This is a genomic window from Microbulbifer sp. SH-1 (assembly GCF_011326135.1).
GTDB lineage: Bacteria > Pseudomonadota > Gammaproteobacteria > Pseudomonadales > Cellvibrionaceae > Microbulbifer > Microbulbifer harenosus.
In genome coordinates this window covers 4,421,862-4,445,214 of record NZ_CP046948.1, presented here as the reverse complement: position 1 = coordinate 4,445,214, position 23,353 = coordinate 4,421,862, and the positions used below count along the sequence as shown (strand labels likewise).

18 protein-coding genes are annotated in these 23,353 nt (G+C 57.1%); 4 read left to right on the top strand and 14 right to left on the bottom strand.

What is annotated here, in order from left to right:
- Nucleotides 1-15: 15 nt before the first annotated feature.
- The 3 genes from clpB to rluD form a co-directional block, all read right to left on the bottom strand.
- On the bottom strand, nucleotides 16-2,622 hold the full coding sequence (clpB, locus tag GNX18_RS18360) for an ATP-dependent chaperone ClpB (protein WP_166219973.1): 2,607 nt from the start codon (nucleotides 2,620-2,622) through the stop codon (nucleotides 16-18).
- Between the two features lie 502 nt (nucleotides 2,623-3,124).
- Complete coding sequence (gene pgeF, locus GNX18_RS18355) at nucleotides 3,125-3,886, bottom strand: peptidoglycan editing factor PgeF (RefSeq protein ID WP_138236889.1); 762 nt, start codon at nucleotides 3,884-3,886, stop codon at nucleotides 3,125-3,127.
- Nucleotides 3,887-3,935: 49 nt separating this feature from the next.
- Nucleotides 3,936-4,889: a 23S rRNA pseudouridine(1911/1915/1917) synthase RluD gene (gene rluD / locus GNX18_RS18350; RefSeq protein WP_138236890.1), complete on the bottom strand. Its 954-nt coding sequence runs from the start codon at nucleotides 4,887-4,889 to the stop codon at nucleotides 3,936-3,938.
- A 124-nt stretch (nucleotides 4,890-5,013) separates the two neighbouring features.
- On the opposite strand from rluD, the gene GNX18_RS18345 reads away from it, so the two are divergent.
- On the top strand, nucleotides 5,014-5,958 hold the full coding sequence (locus tag GNX18_RS18345) for an outer membrane protein assembly factor BamD (protein ID WP_138236891.1): 945 nt from the start codon (nucleotides 5,014-5,016) through the stop codon (nucleotides 5,956-5,958).
- A gap of 154 nt (nucleotides 5,959-6,112) precedes the next feature.
- On the opposite strand, the gene GNX18_RS18340 is transcribed toward GNX18_RS18345, so the two are convergent.
- Nucleotides 6,113-7,741 (bottom strand): NAD+ synthase, encoded by a 1,629-nt coding sequence (locus tag GNX18_RS18340; protein ID WP_166219971.1) that lies wholly within the window; start codon nucleotides 7,739-7,741, stop codon nucleotides 6,113-6,115.
- A gap of 102 nt (nucleotides 7,742-7,843) precedes the next feature.
- Between GNX18_RS18340 and GNX18_RS18335 the strand changes: the two genes are divergently transcribed.
- The 3 genes from GNX18_RS18335 to GNX18_RS18325 all read left to right on the top strand — a co-directional run bounded on the left by GNX18_RS18335 (nucleotide 7,844) and on the right by GNX18_RS18325 (nucleotide 11,620).
- Nucleotides 7,844-9,502: a PAS domain-containing sensor histidine kinase gene (locus GNX18_RS18335; RefSeq protein ID WP_240914094.1), complete on the top strand. Its 1,659-nt coding sequence runs from the start codon at nucleotides 7,844-7,846 to the stop codon at nucleotides 9,500-9,502.
- A 29-nt stretch (nucleotides 9,503-9,531) separates the two neighbouring features.
- Nucleotides 9,532-10,953: a sigma-54 dependent transcriptional regulator gene (locus tag GNX18_RS18330; RefSeq protein ID WP_166219969.1), complete on the top strand. Its 1,422-nt coding sequence runs from the start codon at nucleotides 9,532-9,534 to the stop codon at nucleotides 10,951-10,953.
- Nucleotides 10,954-11,050: 97 nt separating this feature from the next.
- Nucleotides 11,051-11,620: a GspH/FimT family pseudopilin gene (locus tag GNX18_RS18325; RefSeq protein WP_166220777.1), complete on the top strand. Its 570-nt coding sequence runs from the start codon at nucleotides 11,051-11,053 to the stop codon at nucleotides 11,618-11,620.
- On the opposite strand, the gene GNX18_RS18320 is transcribed toward GNX18_RS18325, so the two are convergent.
- The 10 genes from GNX18_RS18320 to ileS form a co-directional block, all read right to left on the bottom strand.
- Nucleotides 11,621-12,064, bottom strand: coding sequence for a type IV pilin protein (locus GNX18_RS18320; RefSeq protein WP_166219967.1), 444 nt, complete (start codon nucleotides 12,062-12,064; stop codon nucleotides 11,621-11,623).
- 75 nt (nucleotides 12,065-12,139) lie between these two features.
- On the bottom strand, nucleotides 12,140-15,499 hold the full coding sequence (locus GNX18_RS18315; RefSeq protein WP_166219965.1) for a pilus assembly protein: 3,360 nt from the start codon (nucleotides 15,497-15,499) through the stop codon (nucleotides 12,140-12,142).
- Nucleotides 15,500-15,535: 36 nt separating this feature from the next.
- Nucleotides 15,536-16,072 (bottom strand): PilX N-terminal domain-containing pilus assembly protein, encoded by a 537-nt coding sequence (locus GNX18_RS18310; protein ID WP_166219963.1) that lies wholly within the window; start codon nucleotides 16,070-16,072, stop codon nucleotides 15,536-15,538.
- Nucleotides 16,072-17,049 carry a PilW family protein gene (locus GNX18_RS18305; RefSeq protein WP_166220775.1) on the bottom strand — a complete coding sequence of 326 codons (978 nt, stop codon included), beginning with the start codon at nucleotides 17,047-17,049 and terminating at the stop codon, nucleotides 16,072-16,074. The genes GNX18_RS18310 and GNX18_RS18305 overlap by 1 nt, the downstream gene beginning before the upstream one ends.
- A 1-nt stretch (nucleotide 17,050) precedes the next feature.
- Entirely contained in the window at nucleotides 17,051-17,518 is a 468-nt protein-coding gene (pilV, locus tag GNX18_RS18300; RefSeq protein WP_166219961.1) for a type IV pilus modification protein PilV, read from the bottom strand.
- Between the two features lie 13 nt (nucleotides 17,519-17,531).
- Nucleotides 17,532-18,050, bottom strand: coding sequence for a GspH/FimT family pseudopilin (locus GNX18_RS19470; RefSeq protein WP_205828005.1), 519 nt, complete (start codon nucleotides 18,048-18,050; stop codon nucleotides 17,532-17,534).
- Between the two features lie 191 nt (nucleotides 18,051-18,241).
- Nucleotides 18,242-19,174, bottom strand: a complete 933-nt coding sequence (gene ispH / locus GNX18_RS18290; protein WP_166219959.1) for a 4-hydroxy-3-methylbut-2-enyl diphosphate reductase — start codon at nucleotides 19,172-19,174, stop codon at nucleotides 18,242-18,244.
- Between the two features lie 17 nt (nucleotides 19,175-19,191).
- Nucleotides 19,192-19,632 carry a peptidylprolyl isomerase gene (locus tag GNX18_RS18285; RefSeq protein ID WP_138236902.1) on the bottom strand — a complete coding sequence of 147 codons (441 nt, stop codon included), beginning with the start codon at nucleotides 19,630-19,632 and terminating at the stop codon, nucleotides 19,192-19,194.
- A gap of 31 nt (nucleotides 19,633-19,663) precedes the next feature.
- Entirely contained in the window at nucleotides 19,664-20,182 is a 519-nt protein-coding gene (gene lspA, locus GNX18_RS18280) for a signal peptidase II (RefSeq protein WP_166219957.1), read from the bottom strand.
- Nucleotides 20,175-22,979 carry an isoleucine--tRNA ligase gene (gene ileS, locus GNX18_RS18275; RefSeq protein WP_166219955.1) on the bottom strand — a complete coding sequence of 935 codons (2,805 nt, stop codon included), beginning with the start codon at nucleotides 22,977-22,979 and terminating at the stop codon, nucleotides 20,175-20,177. Before ileS ends, lspA begins: the two co-directional genes overlap by 8 nt.
- Nucleotides 22,980-23,353 lie beyond the last annotated feature (374 nt).

Sequence of the window (23,353 nt, the reverse complement as noted above, 5' to 3'; positions counted from 1 at the left end):
GTCGCTACCGGGTATCTACTTGTTGAAAACTGCCTTGTCTCCGTCCAGCGTTGCGTGAATGGTATCGCCGGGTGCGAACTTACCGGAGAGTACGTCCTGCGCCAGTGGGTTTTCGAGCCACATCTGGATCGCGCGCTTGAGGGGGCGCGCGCCGTACACAGGATCGAAACCTACGTCTGCCAGCTTGTTCAGCAGTTCTTCGGAAACATCCAATTTCAGGTCGCGATCCGCCAGACGCTTGCGCAGGTTCTGCAGCTGGATCTCGGCGATGGAGCGCACTTCCGCGCGATCCAGGGGGTGGAAGACCACGACTTCGTCGATACGGTTGATAAATTCCGGACGGAAATGGTCGCCGACCACATCCATCACTGCGGCTTTCATCTGGCGGTAGTGAATTTCGCTGTCGACTTCATCGTCGTCGCGGGCGCTGGCGTATTTCTGGATCAGGTCTGAACCGAGGTTAGACGTCATCACCACCACGGTGTTGCGGAAATCGACGGTGCGACCCTGGCCGTCGGTGAGGCGACCGTCTTCCAGTACCTGCAAGAGAATATTGAATACATCCGGATGCGCCTTTTCCACTTCATCCAGCAGCAGTACCGAATAGGGTTTGCGACGCACCGCTTCGGTGAGATAGCCGCCCTCTTCGTAACCTACGTATCCGGGCGGCGCGCCGATCAGGCGGGCGACGGAATGCTTCTCCATGAACTCCGACATATCCATGCGCACCATGGCGTCTTCGGTATCGAACAGGAATCCCGCCAGCGCCTTGCACAATTCGGTTTTGCCCACGCCGGTCGGCCCGAGAAACAGGAAGGAGCCATTGGGGCGATTGGGATCGGAAAGCCCCGCGCGGGAGCGGCGCACGGCGTTCGAGACCGCCTCCACCGCTTCGTCCTGGCCGATAACGCGCTTGTGCAGTGCTTCTTCCATTCTGAGCAGTTTTTCCCGCTCACCCTCGAGCATTTTCGACACTGGAATACCGGTCCAGCGGGAAACGACTTCCGCCACTTCCTCGTCGGTGACACGGTTGCGCAGCAGCTGGTTCTCGCTGGTGTCGGAAGTGTCCGAGGCGATTTTCAGCTGCTTTTCCAGCTGCGGGATCACGCCGTACTGGATTTCCGACATGCGCGTGAGATCGCCGGCGCGGCGCGCGGCGTCCATGTCCAGTTTGGCCTGTTCCAGCTTGTTCTTGATGTCCGCACTGCCGGCGAGCTTGGCTTTTTCCGCCTTCCAGATTTCCTCTAGATCCGCGTACTCTTTTTCTATTTTGTCGATGTCGTCTTCGAGCTTGTGCAGACGTTTCTTCGCAGCCTCGTCGTCCTTGTCTTTTTTCACCGCCTCGCGCTCAATCTTGAGCTGGATCAGGCGACGCTCAAGTTTGTCCATTTCCTCCGGCTTGGAGTCGATTTCCATACGGATGCGACTCGCCGCCTCGTCGATCAGGTCGATGGCCTTGTCCGGCAGCTGGCGGTCGGTGATGTAGCGCTGGGACAGCTTGGTGGCTGCGATAATCGCGGAGTCGGTGATGTCCACCCCGTGGTGTACTTCGTAGCGCTCTTTGAGGCCGCGCAGGATGGCGATGGTGTCTTCTTCCGTGGGCTCGTCCACCAGCACTTTCTGAAAGCGCCGCTCCAGCGCCGCGTCCTTTTCGATGTACTGGCGGTACTCGTTCAGTGTGGTGGCACCGACACAGTGCAGTTCGCCGCGGGCGAGCGCGGGCTTCAGCATATTGCCCGCATCCATCGCGCCCTCGGCCTTGCCGGCGCCCACCATGGTGTGCAGCTCGTCGATAAACAGGATGACACGACCTTCCTGTTTTGACAGTTCGTTCAGTACGGCTTTCAACCGCTCTTCAAATTCACCGCGGAATTTGGCTCCGGCCAACAGCGCACCGAGGTCCAGCGACAGCAAGCGTTTGTCTTTCAGTCCCTCCGGCACTTCGCCGTTGACGATGCGCTGCGCAAGTCCTTCGACAATGGCGGTTTTACCAACGCCGGGTTCGCCGATGAGCACCGGGTTGTTTTTGGTGCGGCGCTGCAGGACCTGGATGGTGCGACGGATTTCGTCGTCGCGTCCGATCACTGGGTCGAGCTTGCCGGCCTCAGCGCGGGCGGTCAGGTCCATGGTGTATTTGTCGAGGGCCTGGCGCGCTTCTTCCGCCTGGGGATCATTGACCTTTTCACTGCCGCGCACTTTGGTGATGGCATCCTGCAGGTGTTTGAGATCGCCGTGGGCGTTCAGAATTTTCGACACTTCGCCGGCGGCGGGATCGAAGGCCGCAAGCAATACGGTTTCGCTGGCGATATAGCTGTCGCCATTTTTCTGGGCCTTTTTATCCGCCAGGTTGAACAGACGCATCAGTTCCTGCGACATGCCGACATCGCCAGTAGGTGTACTGACGGTGGGCAGGTTGTCGAGGCGTTTGGCGAGGTCGTTGCGCAGGCCGTTGATATTAAAGCCAGCCTGGTTCAAAAATGCGGTGGTGCTGCCATTGGATTGATCCAGCAGCGCCTGCAGTAAATGCTCGGGATAAATCTGGTTGTGGTCGCGGCCGACGGCAATGGATTGTGCGTCGGCAATGGCGGCCTGCAGTGGGTTGGTCATTCGGTCGATGCGCATTGTGTTTTTCCCTCTCCTGATCATTGGCGCGCCGGAAAGAAAGTTAGACGACGCGCGGTAACGCAATGACGAATACAGTCTAGTGCTGATCAGTAATTTGCGGGCTCGTGGCGGGTTTTCAAGCTTCCGTGCTTCGTAGCTATGAATTCGTTCTGAAGCTGGTTTCGTGGCGGCCCGATGCTGGGTGTTGGGTTTCAGGACCGCTGTGAATACATCCCTGTACGCTCCGTCGCAAACGTCCCTGTTTGCGACGGTCCTGAAACCCAACACCCAGCACCGAGCCTTAGCATTAAACCTCAATGCTTCGTATTTGGTGGGTGCAGGAGAGCTTACTGAGAGACGAGGGGAAAATTGAAGGGGAAGTGCTGGGTATCTGTTTTCGAAAGCGTCGGCAACAGGGATGTTGCCGACGCAGCGTACAGGGACGTATTCAAAGCGGTTTCGAAAACAGGTACCCAGTGCTTACCCGCCACCGGACCTGCTTAAGAAGGAAACCTGAAGCTCACTCGAACCAAATTAAGGACGCCATGCGCCCAGTATCCTTGTCACGGCGATAAGAAAAGAACTCCGACGCCTCGGTAACGGTACACCGGTCACCACCAAAAACCTGCGCCACCCCCAACTCCGCAAGCTCGGCACGCCCGAGGGCATAGATATCCGCCAGAAAATGCAGTGGCTTTTTAGAGTGCGGCACAAAGCATTTTGCAATAGCCTCCGCGTGAGACTCACTCATGGAAGACTCAAACGCCGCCTCCAGCACCTCCACCCCGCACTCAAATGCCTCAGGCCCGATGGCCGGGCCGAGCCATACCAGCAGGTCTTCCGGGGCACTTGCCATGGCATGGATGGTCTCGCGGATCACTCCACCGGTCAGCCCGCGCCAACCCGCGTGGATCGCGGCCACTTCGGAACCGTCGCGATTACACACCAACAGCGGGAGGCAATCGGCGGTGAGCACCGCGCAGACAATGCCCGCTTCCGCGGTGTAACTCGCATCCGCCGTGCGCACCATGCCATCGTTGTGGGCCGCCACCGCCCTGTCACTGTGGATCTGCTCCAGCCACTGGGGCTCATTGGGCAGATTCAGCTCCTGCTTCAACTGGGCGCGGTTGGCCCTCACGGCATCTGGCGCGTCGCCCACATGATCCGCCAGATTGAACGCCGCGTAACCGCCGGCACTGTGGCCGTTGTGACGCAGGGTGACAAAGGCACGCACATTGGTCGGGGCGGGCCAATCGGGCTTCAAGTAGTGGTCGGCAGCCATGGGATGTCCTTCGCAAAACGCGGAGTAGTAAAAAGTAGTATCGGCATGATCAGCGGTTGTCTGCGCGCAGCAGTGCGAGCAGTTGCAGCATATCCTCCGGCATCGGCACCACCCAGTGCATGGGCTCGCCGGTTTCCGGGTGGAACAGTGCCAGTTCCGCCGCGTGCAACGCCTGGCGGGGGAACTTCTGTAGCGCGGTGACGAGCTCCGGGTCCGCACCGGTGGGCAATTTGCCGCGGGTGCAGTACAGGCTGTCGCCCACCAGCGGATGGCGGATATGGGCCATGTGCACGCGGATCTGATGGGTGCGGCCGGTTTCCAGCTGGCAACGCAGCAGGCTGTGGACGCGGAAACGCTCCTGCAGGCGATAGTGTGTGATTGCTTCTTTGCCGCCATTGGGAAGCACGGCCATCTTCAGGCGGTTGGTACGGTGTCGGCCCATGGGCGCATCCACCTTGCCACCACCGCTAAGATTGCCGTGCACGATCGCGTCATACAGGCGAGTCACGGTGCGCTCCTTGAGCTGGTCCACCAGGTCGGCCTGGGCCTGTAGAGTCTTGGCCACCACCATCAGGCCGCTGGTGTCCTTATCCAGGCGGTGCACGATGCCGGCGCGGGGAATGTTCTGCTGCCCGGGGCAGTGGGCCAGCAGGCCGTTCAGCAGGGTACCGTCCGGGTTACCGGCGGCCGGATGGACCACCAGTCCGGCAGGCTTGTTGATGACCAGGATAGCGTCATCCTCATAGACGATATCCAGCGCCATATCTTGCGCCAGCCACTCGCCCTGGGGCTCCAGCTCCGCGCGCAGGCGCAGCTGCTCACCGCCATACAGCTTGTCCTTGGGCTTAGCGGTGCGACCATCTGCGGTGAGTTGACCGCCTTTTATCCAGGCCTGCAGGCGCGCGCGGGAATATTCAGGGATCAAATCCGCTGCGACCTGGTCAAACCTCTGCCCGGCGTACTCCGCGGGCACTTCGATATCGAGATGTATTTGATTGCTCATCCGAGTGGGTCTAATACTTTGGGCTGGCGGGGGCGCTGTGGTTAAATAGCTGCCCTTCGGCCCCGGTGAATTTTGGGCGGCTAGTTTAATAAGGTTGAGACAAATAATGATAGAGCGAGGGGCAATGCAGTCCTGGAATAGGCAGTCATGGAAAGTGCTGTTGCTGGCATTGCTGGCGGTTTTGGTAGCCTCCTGCGCCAGCACGGACGAAGAAGAAGAGGGTCTTCCCTCCGGTAGCCGCACCGAACAGGCGTTCTACGAGGCGGCACAGCGCCAGCTCCGGTCCAGCCAGTGGGAGCTGGCGATCAAGAACCTGAGGGCGCTGGAAGACAATTTTCCCTTCGGCAACTACGCGGAACAGGCCCAGCTGGAACTGATTTACGCCTACTACCGCGACTACCAGAACGATGCGGCCATTTCCGCAGCAGACCGCTTTATACGCCTGCATCCGCAACATCGCAATGTGGATTACGCCTATTACATGAAGGGGCTGGCCTCCTTCACCGAAGGCAGTGGCCTGTTCGAGCGCTTTCTGCCCACCGACATGACCCGTCGCGACCCGGGCTCCGCCCGTGAGTCTTTCGCCTATTTCGCCCAGTTGATGGCGCGCTACCCGGAAAGCCGCTACGCCCCGGATGCGCAGAAGCGCATGATCCACCTGCGCAACCTGCTGGCGCGCTATGAGATCCACGTGGCCAACTACTATTTCAAGCGCGGCGCCTACCTCGCTTCCGCCAACCGCGGTCGCTTTGTGGTGGAAAACTTCCAACAGACCCCGGCGGTACCGGACGCGCTGGCGGTGATGGTGCAGTCCTACCACCTGCTCGATATGTCGCAGCTGGAGAACACCTCGCTCGAAGTGTTGCGCACCAACTACCCGGATCATCCCGCGTTCAACAAGGACGGCAGCTTCAACTACAAATACTACGCCGGCGCCAAGGGCCGCAGCCTGGCCCACCGTATGACCCTCGGCCTGTTTGAGAAGTCCGACCCGCGCGGATTCGACAGTCGCGAGATTTACAATGCCGAGTACCGGCCGGAGAACGCGCCGCTGCCGCCGGAGTTGTAAGCGGTCGCGAAAGCGCTATGAAAAAGGCCCCGCTGCGGAAGCAGCGGGGCCTTTTCTTTTGCGTAGGAGCCTGCCTGCAGGCGAACAGTCCAGAACTCAGGCGCTTCGCCTGCAGGCAGGCTCCTACAATGATACGTCAAAAGGCCCAGCGCATTTACTCACCAGCCTTCCACCCATTGGTAATCGGATAACGGCGGTCGCGGCCAAACCCGCGCTCGGAAATTCGCACGCCCACCGCTGCCTGGCGGCGCTTGTACTCGTTGCGATCCACCATGCGCACCACCCGCATCACCGTTTCCCGGTCAAAGCCCATGGCGATAATGTCCGCGGCACTGTGGTCACAGTCGATGTACTGCCGCAGAATTTCATCGAGAATTTCATAGGGCGGCAGACTGTCGGAATCCACCTGCCCCGGCGCCAGCTCCGCACTGGGCTCGCGGGTGATGACCGTCTCAGGGATCACCTCCGACACGGTATTGCGATAGCGGGACAGCTCGTATACCAGAATTTTCGGCACATCCTTGAGAGCGTTGTACCCCCCCACCATGTCACCGTAGAGGGTTGCATATCCCACCGACAGCTCGCTCTTGTTACCCGTGGTCAGCACCATAAAGCCCTTTTTGTTGGAAATGGCCATCAGCAACATACCCCGGGAGCGCGCCTGCAGGTTTTCCTCGGTGGTGTCGCGCGCGCTGCCAGCAAATTCGCTCTCCAGCGCTTTCATCGCCGCGTCGAAGATGCCTTCAATACTGATAATGCGGTAGTGGATTCCCATGCGTTTGGCCTGGTCCGCGGCATCGTTCTTCGACAGGTCCGACGTATAGCGAAACGGCATCATCACCGCTTCCACACGATCAGGGCCGAGGGCATCCACCGCAATCGCCAGGGTAAGCGCGGAGTCGATGCCGCCGGACAACCCCAGAACGACGCCCTTGAAGCCATTTTTGTTTACATAATCGCGCACGCCGAGTACCAGTGCCTGGTACACCGAGGCCAGCGCCTTCAGCGGAGCCGCGTCGTTGCCCTGCACCAGCGAGACATCGTCGCCGTCCGCCTGGACAGTGACCGGCAACAGACTCTCCACAAACTCCGGCGCGCGTGCCCGCAGCTCGCCATTCTTGTCTACCGCAAATGAGCCGCCGTCGAACACCAGTTCGTCCTGCCCACCGACCGTATTGACGTACACAATCGGCATATTGCCCGCCTGCGCCTGGCGCGCCAGCAGTGCCAGACGTTCCCCCGCCTTGCCGCGATGGAAAGGAGAAGCATTGATATTGAGCATCAATCGGGCACCCGCGCGCTCAGCCTGGGCCACCGGCTCAGGATGCCAGATGTCTTCGCAGATAGTGATGGCTGTCGGGATACCCTTGATGTCGATGACACAGGGTTTGTCGCCCGGGACGAAATACCGCAGCTCGTCAAACACCTGGTAATTGGGCAGCTTCTGCTTTGCGTACTCCGCCACCAGCCGGCCATCCTGGATCAGGCCGGCCATGTTGAGCACGGTGCCCGCAATCACCCGTGGGTAGCCCACCAGCACAGCGCAGGGCAGGTTTGCCTGTTGGAGTTTCGCCAAGGCAGTATCAATGCGTTTCTGCATACTGGGGCGAAACAACAGATCCTCCGGTGGATAACCGCACAGGGTCAGCTCCGGAAACAGCACCAAATCGGCGCCGTGCTCGCGATGGGCGCGGCGGGCGACCTCGACTATTTGGTCGGTATTGCCGGGGATATCCCCCACCAGCAGATTGATTTGCGCCAGCACTAGCTGCAAAGTAGACATCTTTTTACCCCATTGGACTGAGGCGGCTATTGTAGCCACGCTACCCGGGGGTACAACATCTGCCCGAAATCAGCTCCCCTCACCCGCAAACGAGAATAAAAAGTGAGCAGTACTTTCCAGGCCGGCACAGCGTCACAGGGCGCTGTCGCACACAACGATGAAACCGCACGGCACTCACCCGCCACCGGTATCAGCAGCCCGCGAATGCGTCAGCGCGACCTGCTAAAAATTTATGCCTGGTATCGGGTTGTCATCGCGCTGGTGCTGCTTGGACTCTTTGCCTCCGGAATCAGCCGCGGCGCGGTAGGTACACTGCACCCGGCGCTCTACTTGAACACCGCCATTACCTATGCCGTTCTGAATGTCGTCTGGCTTCTTTTCCTGTACGCGATCAGCTTCCAGACCACGCCGCTGCGCATCGGCAGCATTCTCGGCAGCGACATCCTCGCCTTTCTGCTGTTGATTCAGGCCAGCGGCGGGCTCGACTCCGGTGTCGGCTACCTGATGCTCACCACCTGTGCCGTGGGCTCGCTGCTGCTGGACCGGCGCATGGGTGCGTTCCTCGCCGCTATTGCCAGCATCGCGGTTATTGCGCAACAGTTATTCGGGATACTGACCGGGCGTGCGGATACTCAGGATATCGTCTCCGCAGGCAGCCTGGGTATTCTGCTGTTTACCTGTGTCACCGCCCTGCAGTATCTCTCCACCCATATCCGCCTCGCCAATCAGAAAGCCGAGCAGGAGCGCCGGCAGGCACAACATCTGCAGCGACTGACCCAGCAGATCGTCGCGCAGATGCGCACCGGCGTTCTGGTGCTGGACGGTAAAGGCCGCCCCGAGCTGATCAACCGCGCGGCACAGCAATTGCTGGGAATGAAACGGGGAACTGCGGACGAGCTGAGCCCGGAACTGCTAAAGGCGCTGGATACACTCAATGCCCAGGTCGACAAGAACAGCAGCGTTATTCAGGGCGCCGGCCAAAGCGAACTGCGGGTAGGCCTCGCCCCCCTGTCGAATAACAACCGTGTCAGTTCACTGGTTTTTCTGGAGGACAACCGCAAACTGGCGCAGCAGGCCCAGCAATTGAAGCTCGCCTCTCTCGGACGGCTCACCGCCTCCATTGCCCACGAAATTCGCAACCCGTTATCGGCAATTCATCACGCGGCAGAGCTACTGGCAGAATCCGCCGGCATCTCCGACGAGGACCGGCAACTGACCGAGATCATTTGCCGACACAGCCAACGCGTTAATCAAATCGTCGAAAATGTCATGCAGCTTTCACGCCGCCGCACGACGGAGCCGCAGCGGCTCGAGCTGCGGCAGTGGGCCGAGGAATTTCTGCAGGATTATCAGATCGGCAATCCACAAAGTAATATTGTGCTTACGCTGCCTGCCGTGTCGGTACATGCGCGTTTTGATCCACATCAGATTACACAGGTTGTCACAAATCTCTGTAACAATGCCTTGCGGCACTCCCAGCTCAGCACCGGGCGCGCCAGCGCAGAGCTCGCGATAAGCGTCAATACTGAACGCGAGTGTGCCCAGCTCGATGTACTCGACCTCGGCCCTGGGGTACCTGACGAACACAGAGAACAGATTTTCGAACCCTTCTTCACAACAGAAGCGTCCGGTGCGGGCCTTGGCCTGTATATCGCCAGAGAGCTGTGTGAGTCCAACCGCGCGAGTCTTTATTACTGCCGCAGCCGAGACAGCCGCAGTTGCTTCAGAGTAGAATTCGCCAACGCAGAACAAATTTTCTAATAGCCACAACAACAATAAACTCGATCGCCATGCCCGACCGACAACCCATTGCCTTGATAGTGGATGACGAACCTGACATCTGCAATCTGATTTCCATGACACTGCAGCGCATGAATGTACGCGCGGATATCGCCATGTCTGTTGCAGAAGCGCGACGTCGCCTCGCAGAAAAACAGTACCATTTTTGCCTCACCGACATGCGCCTGCCGGATGGCGACGGCCTGCAGATTGTCGAAACGATCCAGGACCTGCCTGCCGACCGTGCGCTACCGGTCGCCGTCATAACTGCCCATGGCAATATGGATAGCGCGATTACCGCCCTCAAACTCGGCGCCTTCGATTTCGTCAGCAAGCCGGTCAACCTCGAGCGCCTGCGCAGTCTTGTACAGCTGGCTCTGCGCCTGACTGAAGGGCGTTTTCTGGAAAGCCAGGAGTTTCCCGCCCTGTTCCAGGGGCAGTCCGAGGCTATCCAGACACTGCGGGCGCAAATCGAAAAAATTGCCCGCAGTGATGCACCCGTACATATCACGGGTGAGCCCGGCTCGGGCAAGGAGCTCGCCGCGCGGTGTATCCATGAACAGGGGCCGCGCAGCAACCGGGCCTTTATTACTCTGCACTGCGAAAGTATCGCCGCCGAGCAACTGGAACGGCATCTGTTTGGCGACGAATACGACAGGGGACAACTGCATGCCGCAAATGGCGGCACCCTGTATCTCGATGAAGTGAACGCATTGCCGCAAGAGCTACAGACCAAACTGCTGAACACCTTGCAGGAAGAGAGTTTTGCGAATTCGGCTACCGGTGAAAAGATCAAACTGGATATCCGGATCATCACCGGGTCGCGCAAACGTCTCGCCGACGAAGCGCGCAGGGGCGCATTCCGCAGCGACCTCTACTATCGCCTCAATGTCATTGAACTGGCGATACCGCCACTGCGCCAGCGTCAGGAAGATATCCCACTACTCACCAGAAACCTGCTGCGCCGCATCAGCGCCGAATCCAGAGGCGCTACACCGAAGGCATCACAGGATGCTATTCAGGCTTTGCAGGCCTATCCATTCCCGGGCAATCTCCGCGAGCTGGAAAACATTCTGGAGCGCGCTGTCACGCTTGGTGAAAGCAGCACGCTCTATGCCTCGGATCTCATCATTCCCGCCGCGTCCCCGATTCCGGGTGACCAGATTGGCGACTGTGTCCTTCCCGGGAACGCAAAACCTATTTCTGACGTCGTGTTACTACTCCCGGCGTATGGACATCAAACCGGCTACCCGGGTCAGTTTGCCACTTCCGAATTTGAAACGTTGGATGACTTTCTTCAGTCCATAGAGCGGGAGGCTATCGAAAGTGCGCTGAATGAGACCGGCTGGAACAGGACAGCTGCGGCAGAAAAGTTGGGGATCAGCTTTCGATCATTGCGGTATCGGTTGAAGAAGTTGAATCTGGAGGACTAGCCCCTACCTGGTACAAGCGTACTGTAATGGCCTGTGATTGGATTTTTTCCCTCCCTTGATATGCTGCGGAAATACTCAAGGATGAGGAAATACAGTCATGCGACGCCAACCCGGGTTTACCCTGATTGAACTGATTATTACAGTTGCAATTCTCACTATTGTCGTTTCTCTCGCCGCACCCAGTATGTCCGAGCTCGTACGTCGCTACCGCTCAGAAGCAAAGGCACGGGAGCTCTTCGATCTTTTGCAGCTAATGCGCAGCCGCGCCTACAGCGAGCGGCAGAAATATTCACTCTGCCCCAGTAGCGATGGTGTAAATTGCGGAAATGACTGGTCTTCTGGGGCGCTGTTATTTGCTGATCACGATGGTGACGGCGAAAAGGACGCAGGGGAAATTATAGAGAAAATTTTTTCGGGAGCGGAAGAAGGCGGTTCTCTGCGCTGGCGGGCATTCAACAACCGAGGCTATATCTTCTTTCGTCCGGACGGGACTACACCAGCTCAAAGCGGTAATTTTTCTTATTGCCCGCCGGATGGAGAGGCTAAAAACGGTTGGGTTATCGTGCTAAATGCCATAGGACGCCCCTATTTCGGCAAAGATAATGACGGAGATGGTGTGCGGGAAACGGGCAGCGGGGAAAATCTCAGCTGCCCAGCTGAAAACTGATCAGCTACAGCTCTTGTTCCAGCACATATCTCCAGCTCCGAATGTGCCATCATCTCCACGGTCCCATCCCTTTTCACCAGTCGATCTCAACTGTAGGTCACCGTCATCCGCTTGGGCATTTTTGGCCTGCGCCTGAAGCGTGTAGGAACTGCCGTCCGACGCGGTGACCCTGAGATTATAAAACTTTGTGCCGCCATCCAATGGCGCCTCATCTGCGAAGATAGATGGAACACCGTTGCCATCTGCTGCACCAGCGTAGGTCCCGTTTTCGGTAAAATGTTGCTCCATCGCCTGAGCCAGCCCCAGAAGAGCGCCCTGGGCATCCGCCCGGCGCGAGGTCTTCACATGCTCCTGATAGGAAGGCAAGGCAATACCGGCAATAACTGCAATGATCGCCACAACGATCATCAATTCAATAAGGGTAAATCCCAACTGCTTTTTCATATTTGCAATCGACCTCAAATCCCGTAGTTACACTGGAAGGGCCTCCAAATTCGAAATCAGAAGCCCTGCATTGAATCAGTTAGGAATCATTTCTTCCCAAGACAGTCGACCCTCGCGATCGCCGCCGCCCACATTGATATCGCGATCATTGATGGTGCCAGCACTGGTAGAGGTATACTGCCTCTTGCCGCCGAGGAAGCCCGGTTTATTCGGAATACCCTCATTCACCATTTCTCCCACCACGCCCATATCTGCGCTATCGATTACGCCATCGTTGTTCGCGTCATACACCGCATACTCTGACGGTGCGAGTCCGGTTCGAACATCCACCGACATCAACCACCCGTATCCACCCGCGGAACAAACCTGACCGGTAGGAATGAGAGTATTGAAGAACAGCACATTGCGCAGCAGGTCAGGACGAGTAGTAACGCGTTCACCGCCATCCGGGGAGATGCCAGCCACCAGAGAAATATACCAACCGGATTTATTACTCCAGTTCAACTCTGCCCCACTGAGTGTGCGATGTGATATCACACCGCCGCTACTCTGACTGACATTCTTTGTACCAATGGTGCGCGACTCCAGATTGCTTTTACCGAGGTTATAGGTTCCGTTATCCGAAACCGCATAAAAGCCACCAGCAGCGGTATTTGCGGTATCCGCATCGGTCAGATACTGGCCACTACCGAATGTCACCAGCAAATTGGGAGATGCGCCATTTTCATTCGCGGTATTTCTCGCCACCAACGGTGCGCCAGTGATCGGCTCTCCGGTCGCTGTGAACAGCTTGTTCACAGTTCCTGTAGCAACGCCGGAAGTCCATTTCGCATTGGTTTCCACATCAAATGCCCACATATTGCCGCGCAGGTCACCGGCATAAATACGGTCAATTGTGCCATCCAGATCCGTATCGATAATGGCCGGGGTCGAGAGCCCGTTTTTATCTGCCTGGCTGCCAGTACTGGTTGACAAGTAGACGTGTCCAGTGCCATCCAGATAAACAATAAACAGGCCGGCATCACCTGTATGACTGTTGTACCCATTACCGAAAATCGCTGCCCACTTGCCGTTTGACATGCGGCCTATTTGCGGACGGCTGTAGGAGTAACCGAGATTAGTATTGCTGCTGTCGGTGAATTCCCATAAAACAATGGAGCCGGCATTCGCCTCGCTGAATGAAGAGGGGTTGGAGATATCGAGCGCAAAATATCCCTTCCCACCACCGCTCAGGCCACCAACTAGAACCGTTTTCCACGCGCTGTTGATATACGCATCGCCCACAGTGGGCGTACCATCCACATAGTATTTGTGGAGATAGTTCTGTGAGGACAATGCGTGCAATCCGAGCTCGGTTTCTGTGCTGGCAAGGACAGAAGGCAGATAACCGATCAGCTCTTTACCGGCATTGCTGCCAGTGGTCGAGGCATTGAAGCCGTGCAGGAAACCGTCATTCGCGCCCACATATACCATCGGTGTGCGGCTCGCCTTACCGCTTTTGAAGGCCGCATAACTGCTTGCCTCCGGAAATTCCGCATTCTCCCACTTACTAACCGGCTCGCCCACATACACTGGGGTCGAATTGACAATATCGCCAAGACGGCTACCGCGCTGTCGAAATTCATCACTGCCATTGCCTTCCTTGGTGCGATCACCACGCAGGTAATCAACACGCTCCGACGCACGGTTATCCGCTACGGATACACCGGTAGACGTATTGATATTCAAATCTAGTTCGGCACTTCCATCTGCACCGGTAAAATCCAGTCCGGTAGCAGTAAATGCAACGCCACCCGTGCCAGATTTATACGTAAGCAGCGTTCGCGAACTCGGCGCGGATTGATCAAGGATGGTGCCAGCTTCCCAAGACGCGGTGGTGGAAATATTGCCGGCACTGTCGATTGCCAAAGCCGACAACTCGCCGCTCCAGTCACCGCTATCGAACTTGGCGGCGTAGATCGCGGAGTCTGCTTCAAGCGAGGTTGAATTAAAGGCAACCGAGCTGGAACTGCCGACAATGGCGTGGACCTTGCTGATGATCTGGTTGAAGGTCACCTTCAACTCGGCCGCATTACTGGCATCGTACACACCACCACCCCCGAGCGCTCCGGCATTTTTCATCACATCGGTATCACTGAGGCCGTCCTCCGCAAATCCGATAATGTAACTGATGATATTGTGCTTTACCGGGGTGCCATCGGGCTCTTTCAAATCAGGCCTAAGGTCAATGTCATAGAGCGCTTTGATGACGTCATCCATTTCGCTGCCAGTGCAACCGCCGGGGTTACTTGCGCAGCTGTAATCGTAATCCTTCAGGTGGTCACTAATACTGTCGTCCTGAGTAGGCTGACCATCAGTCAGCGCCACCATAAAACTTTTCTGGCAGTAATACTGGATCGCAGCGCCATCCGTACTGTTAGTAGGCCTAGGAACGTTCGGGGTCACATCATCCCAATCGGGCTGAAAATCGAAAATATCCTCACCTGCCGCAGAAACAGTGCCGCCATCGCTACCGACGTACGAAAGATTATTATCCTCGTAGCCAGTGATAAAATAGCGTCCAACACCGGTAAAGCTTTCTGCCAAAGGCGTATTTCCATCTGCTGTAATCCCCTTAATTACATTCAGATAATCAGCTCGATTATCTTCATCAACGCCATCCAGCCCTCGTAACGCCCGCGCACCATCATTTCCGTCAAACTGCATCAGACCAATACGCACGTCTTCCAGGTCTGCCACGAGATCCAAGGCGGCGGTTTTCATAATATCCGTGCGACGCACGTCAACCTTAGACCTAGCGACATTATTCTCTGAGTCAACAAAAGTTGCCGATTCAAAACCACCTGCACCGTTTGACTGAGAGAAAAACCAGTTCAACTCCTTTCCGCTAACGGAATCTTTCCTATAATAATTTGAGCTGCTCCCCGTCTGATAATAATCACTATAATTATTACCGCTTGCCGCATAAACCCAGGCCCGATAGCCGCCATCATTCGGATCGAAACAACTGTTGGAAGAATTCCAGGTTCGCCAAGTGTCATCTTCTGTGGTGTTAAACTCTACACGACCATCACTGGTTCTCACTCGGAAACTTATTGTATTGGTCGCTTCTGCCTCGCGCTCCTCATACCAGCATGTCCTTCTATTACAAACTCGCTCGTCATAAGTATAGGTATAAGTACTTGAAATCGGAGTCGCGCAAGATCCATACGTAGCCGTCGCGTCATATTCGCTGGGGGGCCAAACAGTCTCATTCATGGATCCAGATGAATCCAGTACAAACATAATATTCGGTTCTGCTGAACCGCGTGTATACAGCGGCACATCGGACAAATCACCCGGGGCTGCGGAAGCACTGGTGGCCAGCGTCAACAGAAATGCCGAGCTCAGTGAACGAAGAGTCGATTGCAGTTTAATATTGTTATTCCATTTCATGGCTGATTCTCTATTCGAAAAGTTGCCGCGGCAGGCTTACATGGTCTTTCCGTACATGGTCACAATGATTCGCTCCGTCCCGCCGATGCCCTCTCCGCGAGTGACGATTTTGAATACCCGGGTATCGTCAAACTCAAGCCCGGTGTTACCGGTACTCAAATCCACATCGGCGGCATTGGAATCGTCAGAGGCCAGGCCAGCGAGCTCTATATACATCCGCCCTTTCAGCTTGGTACTACCGTCCGCTCCCAGCATGCCGACTTCACGCTCAGTAGAATTGGTATTCGTCCATGTGGCATCGGCAAACACGTCGTCCGGACCATCACCTGCGGTACGCAACCAGCCGGTTGTACCAAAACCGGTGATATCACTGAGACCGTCGATATAGGCTTCCCCCTGCCTCGCCATGGATTCCGCCACTTCCAGTGCAATCTTGGCGTCGCGCGAAGCAAAGGTCATGCGCTCACCCATCATGACACCGCGGGCACCGGCAACGCCGATCATGGTAAGTACCAGCAACAGAACCAGGCTGACAATCAGCACCGCCCCTCGCTGACTATTTACTCTTCTCATCACATGCTCCCCCGATTGCGCACTTTGACAGAGGCAACATACAGTTTGCGCAACTGACCATCGGAATAAGTTGTTTCGGTTCCGTCCAACTCTGTCACGGTCTGGCTGGCTACACCTGCGCCATCTTCACTGGTTACCAGTAATTGCAATTTAACCGCAGTGACTTCTGCCATGTTATCCAAGTTGCCATCCGCCGCTTGCCAGATATCAACCACGCCATCCCCTGAAGTGTCGCGCCCGTAACTAACCTGCATATCTTCAATACCGGGAACCAGCTCTTGGGTATTGTCATTCTCATCACGCATAAACAGTGAATTGCCGCCCGCGGTGCTCTCTGCAATGAAATAGGTGCGCTGATAGGGCTTCAGAATTTTGGCATCAGCACCGTATGCTTCCTGTAGGGTTGCACCGTGTGAGATCACGCGATTCCCTGCACCGAGATCACCGGTAACTCCGGTGATGGCCAGAACATCGCCCGCCCGGCAATTCGCGATCAAAACAACATCGCCTGCAGCAATGGGGCAATTGGCGCTGACCTCTGGTGCCAGTGGATTGGTAGGATTCACGATCCGCCCCACACCACCACAAGCATCAATTGAGCTTCCGATAATCAAAACATCTGTACCGGCAACAACGTCCAGAGTCCCAATTTTCTGGCCAGTAGCAACGTCATTCAGCCCCTGTACACCGTCTGCCCCCACAGAAGCAAAAAACGCACTCGGAGAGGTCAGGCTGTTGACAATACTGTCCTCATCCGGGGCGCAGCCCCAATAATCCGCGGCCCTGATTTCCTTGCTCAATAGGTCAATAGCAAATCGGCCACTTTCCTGCACACGAGAAAGAGCCGTTTGGGTCCTAGAGGTGCTGGTATTGCTCTGGAACACCTGCAGCACTCCGAGCAACAAAAGTGAGCTCAATAGCATCCCAATCATGAGCTCAATCAACGACAGCCCGCGCTGTCTGGTCAGCAATGGCATATCAGAGCTCCACAATCATGACAAAATTGGTATCTTCCGCTCCACCATTGGAGCTCCCGTAGTTTTCGCCAGTATGCTGCTGCTTCCACGCAATGGTCACGGTCACCTCGTCAGCATTTCGACCAATCGTACCTGTCGCGGATGGCAGGTTTGTCTTGATCAGCTGCCCCCACTCATACAAATCGAGACTGGCCAATTCGGTTACGGTGCACGCTGAGCTACAGTTTTTGGTCAGCGTTTCGCCCCCTGTCACTGTGCCGTCGTAGCTGCCCTGTTCCAGGCCACTCGGATTTGCACGCATGCGCTCAACAATATCCTGCGCCGCCAGGGCCGCCATATAACGCTGATTGGCTCCGTTACCATTTTTAAGGCTGAGCGTCTGGGTTGCAGCAACCCCCAACAGACCAACTGCCAGTACCAGCACCGAGATCAGAACTTCAATCAAGGTAGCACCCTGCTGTTGTTTCATATTCCCAATCCTCTTAGTCGGTACACGCGGTATTTTTTATCAAACGCACAGAACCGGAAACCAGCATCTCAAGCTGGCGGCCATGGTTTCCGGTGCGGTCGTCACACAATCCCAGGGTCAGCGTACCGGCAAGCCCTGTTTCTCCACGCGCATTGAAAACAAGCTGCAGATTTGCTGTATCGGTGCCGCCGACATCCGATGTCAGAGCAAGGCTGGCATTCTCAATACTGAACACGCGCAGCTCTTCGCCATCGTCATAGCTGTCATTGTCATTGCCATCCACCCAGACTCTGAGGCCATTGGCAACGTCATTTCCAACGCCTCCCACTCGTACACCGCCACCGAGACGAACGGCTTCGGCACGTGCAAATTGCAGGTTGCTGTTGATTTCATCCGTGGTGGTGACGATCCGGTAATCCTTGATCACCGACTGGAAAGAAGGAACGGCAATAGCGCTGATAATGCCGAGAACGGCAATGACCACCATCAGCTCAACCAATGTGAAACCGAATTGGCGAAAAGAATTGTTCATCAGGGATTTACTCTCGAGCCAAGGGCGAACGAACTTTCGTAACGCCAGTTTGTGCACTAGAGCTTTATATCAATTGCTTCGAAAGATGGAAGCAACCCCATCACAATGTCAGGATGGGGCCGACAAACGGCAGTACAGGAGCGACAGGCGGGCGGGGGCCGACCGGTTTAAGGGCGACCCGCAGAGAGGGCTTAACGCAGCTCTTTCGGCAAACTGAAACTGATATTTTCCGGAATACCCGCGATCTCGTTCGGCGCTTCGGCGCCGAGCTCACGCAGCTTCTGAATCACCCGCTCCACCAGTACTTCCGGCGCGGAGGCTCCAGCCGTGATACCGATGATTTTTTTGTCAGTCAGCCATGTGGGATCAACGCAATCGGGGCCGTCGATCAGATATGCATTGGTACCACAGCGCTCCGCCAGCTCCCGCAGGCGGTTGGAGTTGGAGCTGTTGGGGCTGCCCACCACCAGTACCAGATCGCACTCCAGCGCCAGCTGGCGCACGGCGTCCTGGCGGTTCTGGGTGGCGTAGCAAATGTCGTCTTTGCGCGGGCCGCGGATATTGGGGAATTTGGTGCGCAGGGCGTCGATCACGCGGGAGGTGTCGTCGACAGAAAGCGTGGTCTGGGTGACGAAGGTGAGGTTGTCCGGATCTTTGACCTGGAGCTTCGCCACATCCTGCTCGTCTTCCACCAGATAAATGGCACCGCCATTGCTGGTGTCGTACTGCCCCATGGTGCCTTCCACTTCCGGGTGGCCTTCGTGGCCGATGAGTATACACTCGGCGCCGTCGCTGCTGAACTTGCTCACTTCCATATGCACCTTGGTGACCAGCGGGCAGGTGGCATCGAACACCCTGAGGCCGCGGCTGGCCGCCTCATCCTGCACCGCTTTGGACACACCGTGGGCACTGAAGATGACGATCACATCGTCCGGCACTTCATCCAGTTCATCGACGAAAACCGCACCGCGCTCGCGCAGAGTGTCGACCACGAATTTGTTGTGCACCACTTCGTGACGCACATAGATGGGCGCGCCGAAGACATCGAGGGCGCGGTTGACGATGTCGATGGCGCGGTCGACGCCGGCACAGAAACCGCGGGGATTGGCGAGGCGAATCTGCATGCTGTTCTGTCCTTGACCTAGTTGATGGAGGCCACTTCGAGAATTTTTACGTGGAAGAACACGGTCTGCCCGGCGAGCGGGTGGTTGAAATCCACTTCCACTTCGTCTTCACCGATGTCGCGGATGATGCCCGGGAGCTCGCCACTGCCGTTGTCGAAAGACACCACCAGCCCTTCCTCCAGCTGCATATCCGGGGAGAACATGTCCCGGCGTACCTTTTGGATATTCGCGGGGTTGCGCTGCCCGAACGCGCCTTCCGGTGGGATCTCGATTTCCGCTTCGTCACCGGTTTTAAGCCCGAACAGGGCCTGTTCAAAACCCGGCAGCAGGTTGCCGTCGCCGACAATAAAAGTGGCTGGGTCACCTTCGAAGTTGGAATCCACTTCGGAACCGTCATCCAGCTTGAGACTGAAGTGCAGGGTGACACGGCTGTGTTCACCGATAACGTTATTGCTCATAGATGTCTCTAAATGCTACTGCTCTGGAACCTTACACTTCCGCGCTGTTTTTGCTGGATGCTTCGCCTTTGTCTTTAAAAAAAAGCAGCTCGATCACCAGCATGGCAGCGCCGACAGAGATGGCCATATCGGCCACGTTGAATACAGGGAAATGCCAGTTGCCGTAATACACAGAAATAAAATCGCGCACATAGCCGAGCAGCATGCGGTCCCATAGGTTGCCCAGCGCGCCGCCGAGAATCAGCGCCAGCGCAGTGGGCTCCCAACGTCTGGCTGCGGGCAACCGTTTGATCCACAGTACCACTACGGTGCTGAAAACCACCGCGATAGCGCCGAAGAACCAGCGCTGCCAGCCGCCGGCATCGGCGAGAAAGCTGAACGCGGCCCCGTAGTTTTCCGCATAGGTGAACTGCAGGAAACCCGGAATAATCTGCAGCGCAGGGCCATACATAAAGCGCTCAACCGCCCATACCTTGGTGGCGATATCCACCACAATCACCAGCAGTGCCAGCAGATACCAGCGCAGTGGCGAAGACAGCAATTTAGGCATAGTGGCGTTCCTCACCGGAACCACTCACGTTCTCAACACAGCGGCCACAGAGTTCCGGATGCTCGCTGTTGCTGCCCACATCTTCGCGGTAGTGCCAACAGCGGCCACATTTGGGCGCGTCCACTTTATGTACCGCCACCCGCAGGCCGGCGAGCTCGGTTTTCTCGGCACCGGCAGCATCGGTAAGCGCCTGTACGGAAGTGGAGGAGCAGATCAGCACAAAGCGCAGCTCGTCTTTGAGCGCATCCAGTTTCTGTTGCAGGGCCTCGTCGGCAAACAGCGTCACGGATGCCTGCAGGGAACCACCGATCTTGCCCGCCGCGCGCTGCTCTTCAAGCACCTTGTTCACCGCGGTTTTCACATCGGCGATGGCATCCCAGAATTCTGCGTCCATCGCATTGTCCTGCGGCAGCTCGGGGAACTGGTGCCATTCCGCCAGCATCACGCTGTCTTCGCGGTTGCCGGGGATAAACTGCCACAGCTCTTCCGCGGTAAAGCTGAGGATCGGCGCCACCCAGCGCACGAAGGCCTGCACGATGTGGAACAGCGCAGTCTGCGCCGAGCGACGCGCAACGCTGTCGGCCTGGGTGGTGTACTGGCGGTCCTTGATGATGTCGAGATAGAAACCGCCCATCTCCACCACACAGAAGTTGTGCAGTTTTTGATAGATCTGGTGGAACTGGTAGCGGTCGTACGCCGCTACGATTTCACCCTGCAGCTTCGCCGCCTGCTCGATGGCCCAGCGGTCCAGTGCGAGCAGGTCATCCGCCGGCAGCAGATCTTTTGCGGGATCAAAGCCGGCCAGGTTGGACAGGAAGAAACGCGCGGTATTGCGCAGGCGGCGATAGGAGTCCGCGGTACGCTTCAGGATCTCGTCGGAAACGCCCATCTCGCCACTGAAGTCGGTGGCCGCTACCCACAGGCGCAGCACGTCCGCACCCATTTTGTTGATCACATCCTGCGGCGCCACCACGTTGCCGATGGACTTGGACATCTTGCGACCCTGGGCGTCCACGGTGAAACCGTGGGTGAGCACCTGCTTGTACGGCGCGCAGTCGTTGATGGCGATGGAGGTTTTCAGGGAGGACTGGAACCAGCCGCGATGCTGGTCGGAACCTTCCAGGTACAGGTCCGCCGGGAAGCGCAGGGCTTCACGACGCTTCAGCACCGCGTGATGGGTCACGCCGGAATCGAACCACACGTCCAGGGTATCGGTAACTTTCTGGTAGTTGTCCGCGTCGTCACCCAGCAGTTCTTTTGCATCCAGCTCGAACCACACGTCCATGCCCGCCTTTTCCACCTGCTGCGCGACTTTTTCCATCAGCGCCGGGGTGTCGGGGTGAATTTCGTGGGTCTCTTTGTGCACGAACAGCGCGATGGGCACACCCCAGGTGCGTTGCCGGGAGATACACCAGTCGGGGCTCGCGTTCAGCATGGAATCGATGCGCGCCTTACCCCAGCCCGGGATCCACTGCACTTCATCAGCCGCTTTCTGCGCGTGATCCAGCAGGTCGTTCTGCTGCATGCTGATAAACCACTGCGGCGTGGCGCGGTAGATCAGCGGGGTCTTGGTGCGCCAGCAGTGCGGATAGCTGTGGACCAGTTTGCCCTGATGCAACAGTGCATCGTTTTCTTTCAGCAGCTCGACAATCTTGTCGTCAACCTTGTACACGTGTTCGCCCGCGACCAGCGGTGTGCTGTCGCGGTAGACGCCGTTGTCGTCCACATAGTTGAGCGTGTCGATACCGTAGCGCTTGCCCACGTTGAAGTCGTCCGGGCCGTGGTCGGGCGCGGTGTGCACGCAGCCGGTACCGGCGTCGGTGGTGACGTGGTCTCCGAGGATGATCGGCAGTTCCTTGTCGTAGAAGGGATGCTTGATTTTCAGGTGTTCCAGCGCGGCGCCGCGGATATGGCCGACGACCTTGCCTTCGAGACCGGCCTGGGCCAGTACCGCATCTTTCAACGCTTCCGCCAGCAGCAGGCGCTTGCCATCGACCTGCACTACGACGTATTCCAGCTCACCATTGACGGACACGGCCTGGGAAGACGGCAGAGTCCAGGGGGTGGTGGTCCAGATCACTACGGACAGCGGGCCTTCGCCGGCGTGGCCGCCAGCGGCGTCGGCGATGGCGAGCGCGGTTTCTTCGGTGGCCGGGTAATTGACGTAGATGGAGTAGGAGGTTTTGTCCTGGTACTCCACTTCCGCTTCCGCCAGCGCAGAGCCGCCCACCACACTCCAGTACACGGGTTTGAAGCCGCGGGACAGGTGGCCGTTTTTCACCACACCGGCGAGAGCGCGAATAATGTCGGCTTCAAATTCGAAGTCCATGGTGCGGTAGGGATTTTCCCAGTCGCCGAACACGCCGAGGCGGATAAAGTCTTTCTTCTGACCTTCGACCTGTTTTGCGGCGTATTCGCGGCATTTCTGGCGGAAGGTTTTGTGATCGACCTTGGTGCCGGCCTTGCCGACTTTCTGCTCCACCTTGTGTTCGATGGGCAGGCCGTGGCAGTCCCAGCCGGGCACGTAGGGGGCATCCAGTCCGCTCAGGGTTTTGGATTTGACGATGATGTCTTTGAGAATTTTGTTGACCGAGTGACCGATATGAATATCGCCGTTGGCGTAGGGGGGGCCATCGTGCAGGATAAACTGTTCGCGACCGGCGCGGGCCTCGCGAATTTTTTCGTAGAGCTTGCCTTCTTGCCATTGCTTCAGAATTTCCGGTTCCCGGCTCGGCAGATTGCCGCGCATGGGAAAGTCGGTTTCGGGCAGGTTCAGGGTCGCTTTGTAGTCGGTCATTGGTTATCTACTTCGGTTGTAGCTCGAAAATAATTCAGCATTCAATGCCGCCCCGCACTTCAAAAATACCCTAAGGCTTACGAAGCACAAGACTCAAAATTTAAGCGGAAGTGATGGGGATCAGGTTTCAAAACCGTCGGCGACATGGACGTCGCCGACGGAGCGTACAGGGACGTATTCACAGCGTTTTTGAAACCTGATACCCATTGCTTCCGCGCCACCGGACGTAGAACAGAGCTCTAATATCGGACCCCGGGGTCCCAGCTCGGCCAGTTCGGTGGCGGCAGAGCACCGGGTACAGGTTTTCAGGACCGCGGTGAACCCATCCCTGGGCGCTGCGGCGCAAACATCCTGTTTGCGACGCTCCTGAAAAC

Excerpts from the sequence above, each read along its gene's own strand:
- clpB (WP_166219973.1), bottom strand. The coding sequence starts at position 2,622 with ATGCGCATCGACCGAATGACCAACCCACTGCAGGCCGCCATTGCCGAC.
- pgeF (WP_138236889.1), bottom strand. The coding sequence starts at position 3,886 with ATGGCTGCCGACCACTACTTGAAGCCCGATTGGCCCGCCCCGACCAAT.
- rluD (WP_138236890.1), bottom strand. The coding sequence starts at position 4,889 with ATGAGCAATCAAATACATCTCGATATCGAAGTGCCCGCGGAGTACGCC.
- GNX18_RS18345 (WP_138236891.1), top strand. The coding sequence starts at position 5,014 with ATGCAGTCCTGGAATAGGCAGTCATGGAAAGTGCTGTTGCTGGCATTG.
- GNX18_RS18340 (WP_166219971.1), bottom strand. The coding sequence starts at position 7,741 with ATGTCTACTTTGCAGCTAGTGCTGGCGCAAATCAATCTGCTGGTGGGG.
- GNX18_RS18330 (WP_166219969.1), top strand. The coding sequence starts at position 9,532 with ATGCCCGACCGACAACCCATTGCCTTGATAGTGGATGACGAACCTGAC.
- GNX18_RS18325 (WP_166220777.1), top strand. The coding sequence starts at position 11,051 with ATGCGACGCCAACCCGGGTTTACCCTGATTGAACTGATTATTACAGTT.
- GNX18_RS18320 (WP_166219967.1), bottom strand. The coding sequence starts at position 12,064 with ATGAAAAAGCAGTTGGGATTTACCCTTATTGAATTGATGATCGTTGTG.
- GNX18_RS18315 (WP_166219965.1), bottom strand. The coding sequence starts at position 15,499 with ATGAAATGGAATAACAATATTAAACTGCAATCGACTCTTCGTTCACTG.
- GNX18_RS18310 (WP_166219963.1), bottom strand. The coding sequence starts at position 16,072 with ATGAGAAGAGTAAATAGTCAGCGAGGGGCGGTGCTGATTGTCAGCCTG.
- GNX18_RS18305 (WP_166220775.1), bottom strand. The coding sequence starts at position 17,049 with ATGCCATTGCTGACCAGACAGCGCGGGCTGTCGTTGATTGAGCTCATG.
- pilV (WP_166219961.1), bottom strand. The coding sequence starts at position 17,518 with ATGAAACAACAGCAGGGTGCTACCTTGATTGAAGTTCTGATCTCGGTG.
- GNX18_RS19470 (WP_205828005.1), bottom strand. The coding sequence starts at position 18,050 with ATGAACAATTCTTTTCGCCAATTCGGTTTCACATTGGTTGAGCTGATG.
- ispH (WP_166219959.1), bottom strand. The coding sequence starts at position 19,174 with ATGCAGATTCGCCTCGCCAATCCCCGCGGTTTCTGTGCCGGCGTCGAC.
- GNX18_RS18285 (WP_138236902.1), bottom strand. The coding sequence starts at position 19,632 with ATGAGCAATAACGTTATCGGTGAACACAGCCGTGTCACCCTGCACTTC.
- lspA (WP_166219957.1), bottom strand. The coding sequence starts at position 20,182 with ATGCCTAAATTGCTGTCTTCGCCACTGCGCTGGTATCTGCTGGCACTG.
- ileS (WP_166219955.1), bottom strand. The coding sequence starts at position 22,979 with ATGACCGACTACAAAGCGACCCTGAACCTGCCCGAAACCGACTTTCCC.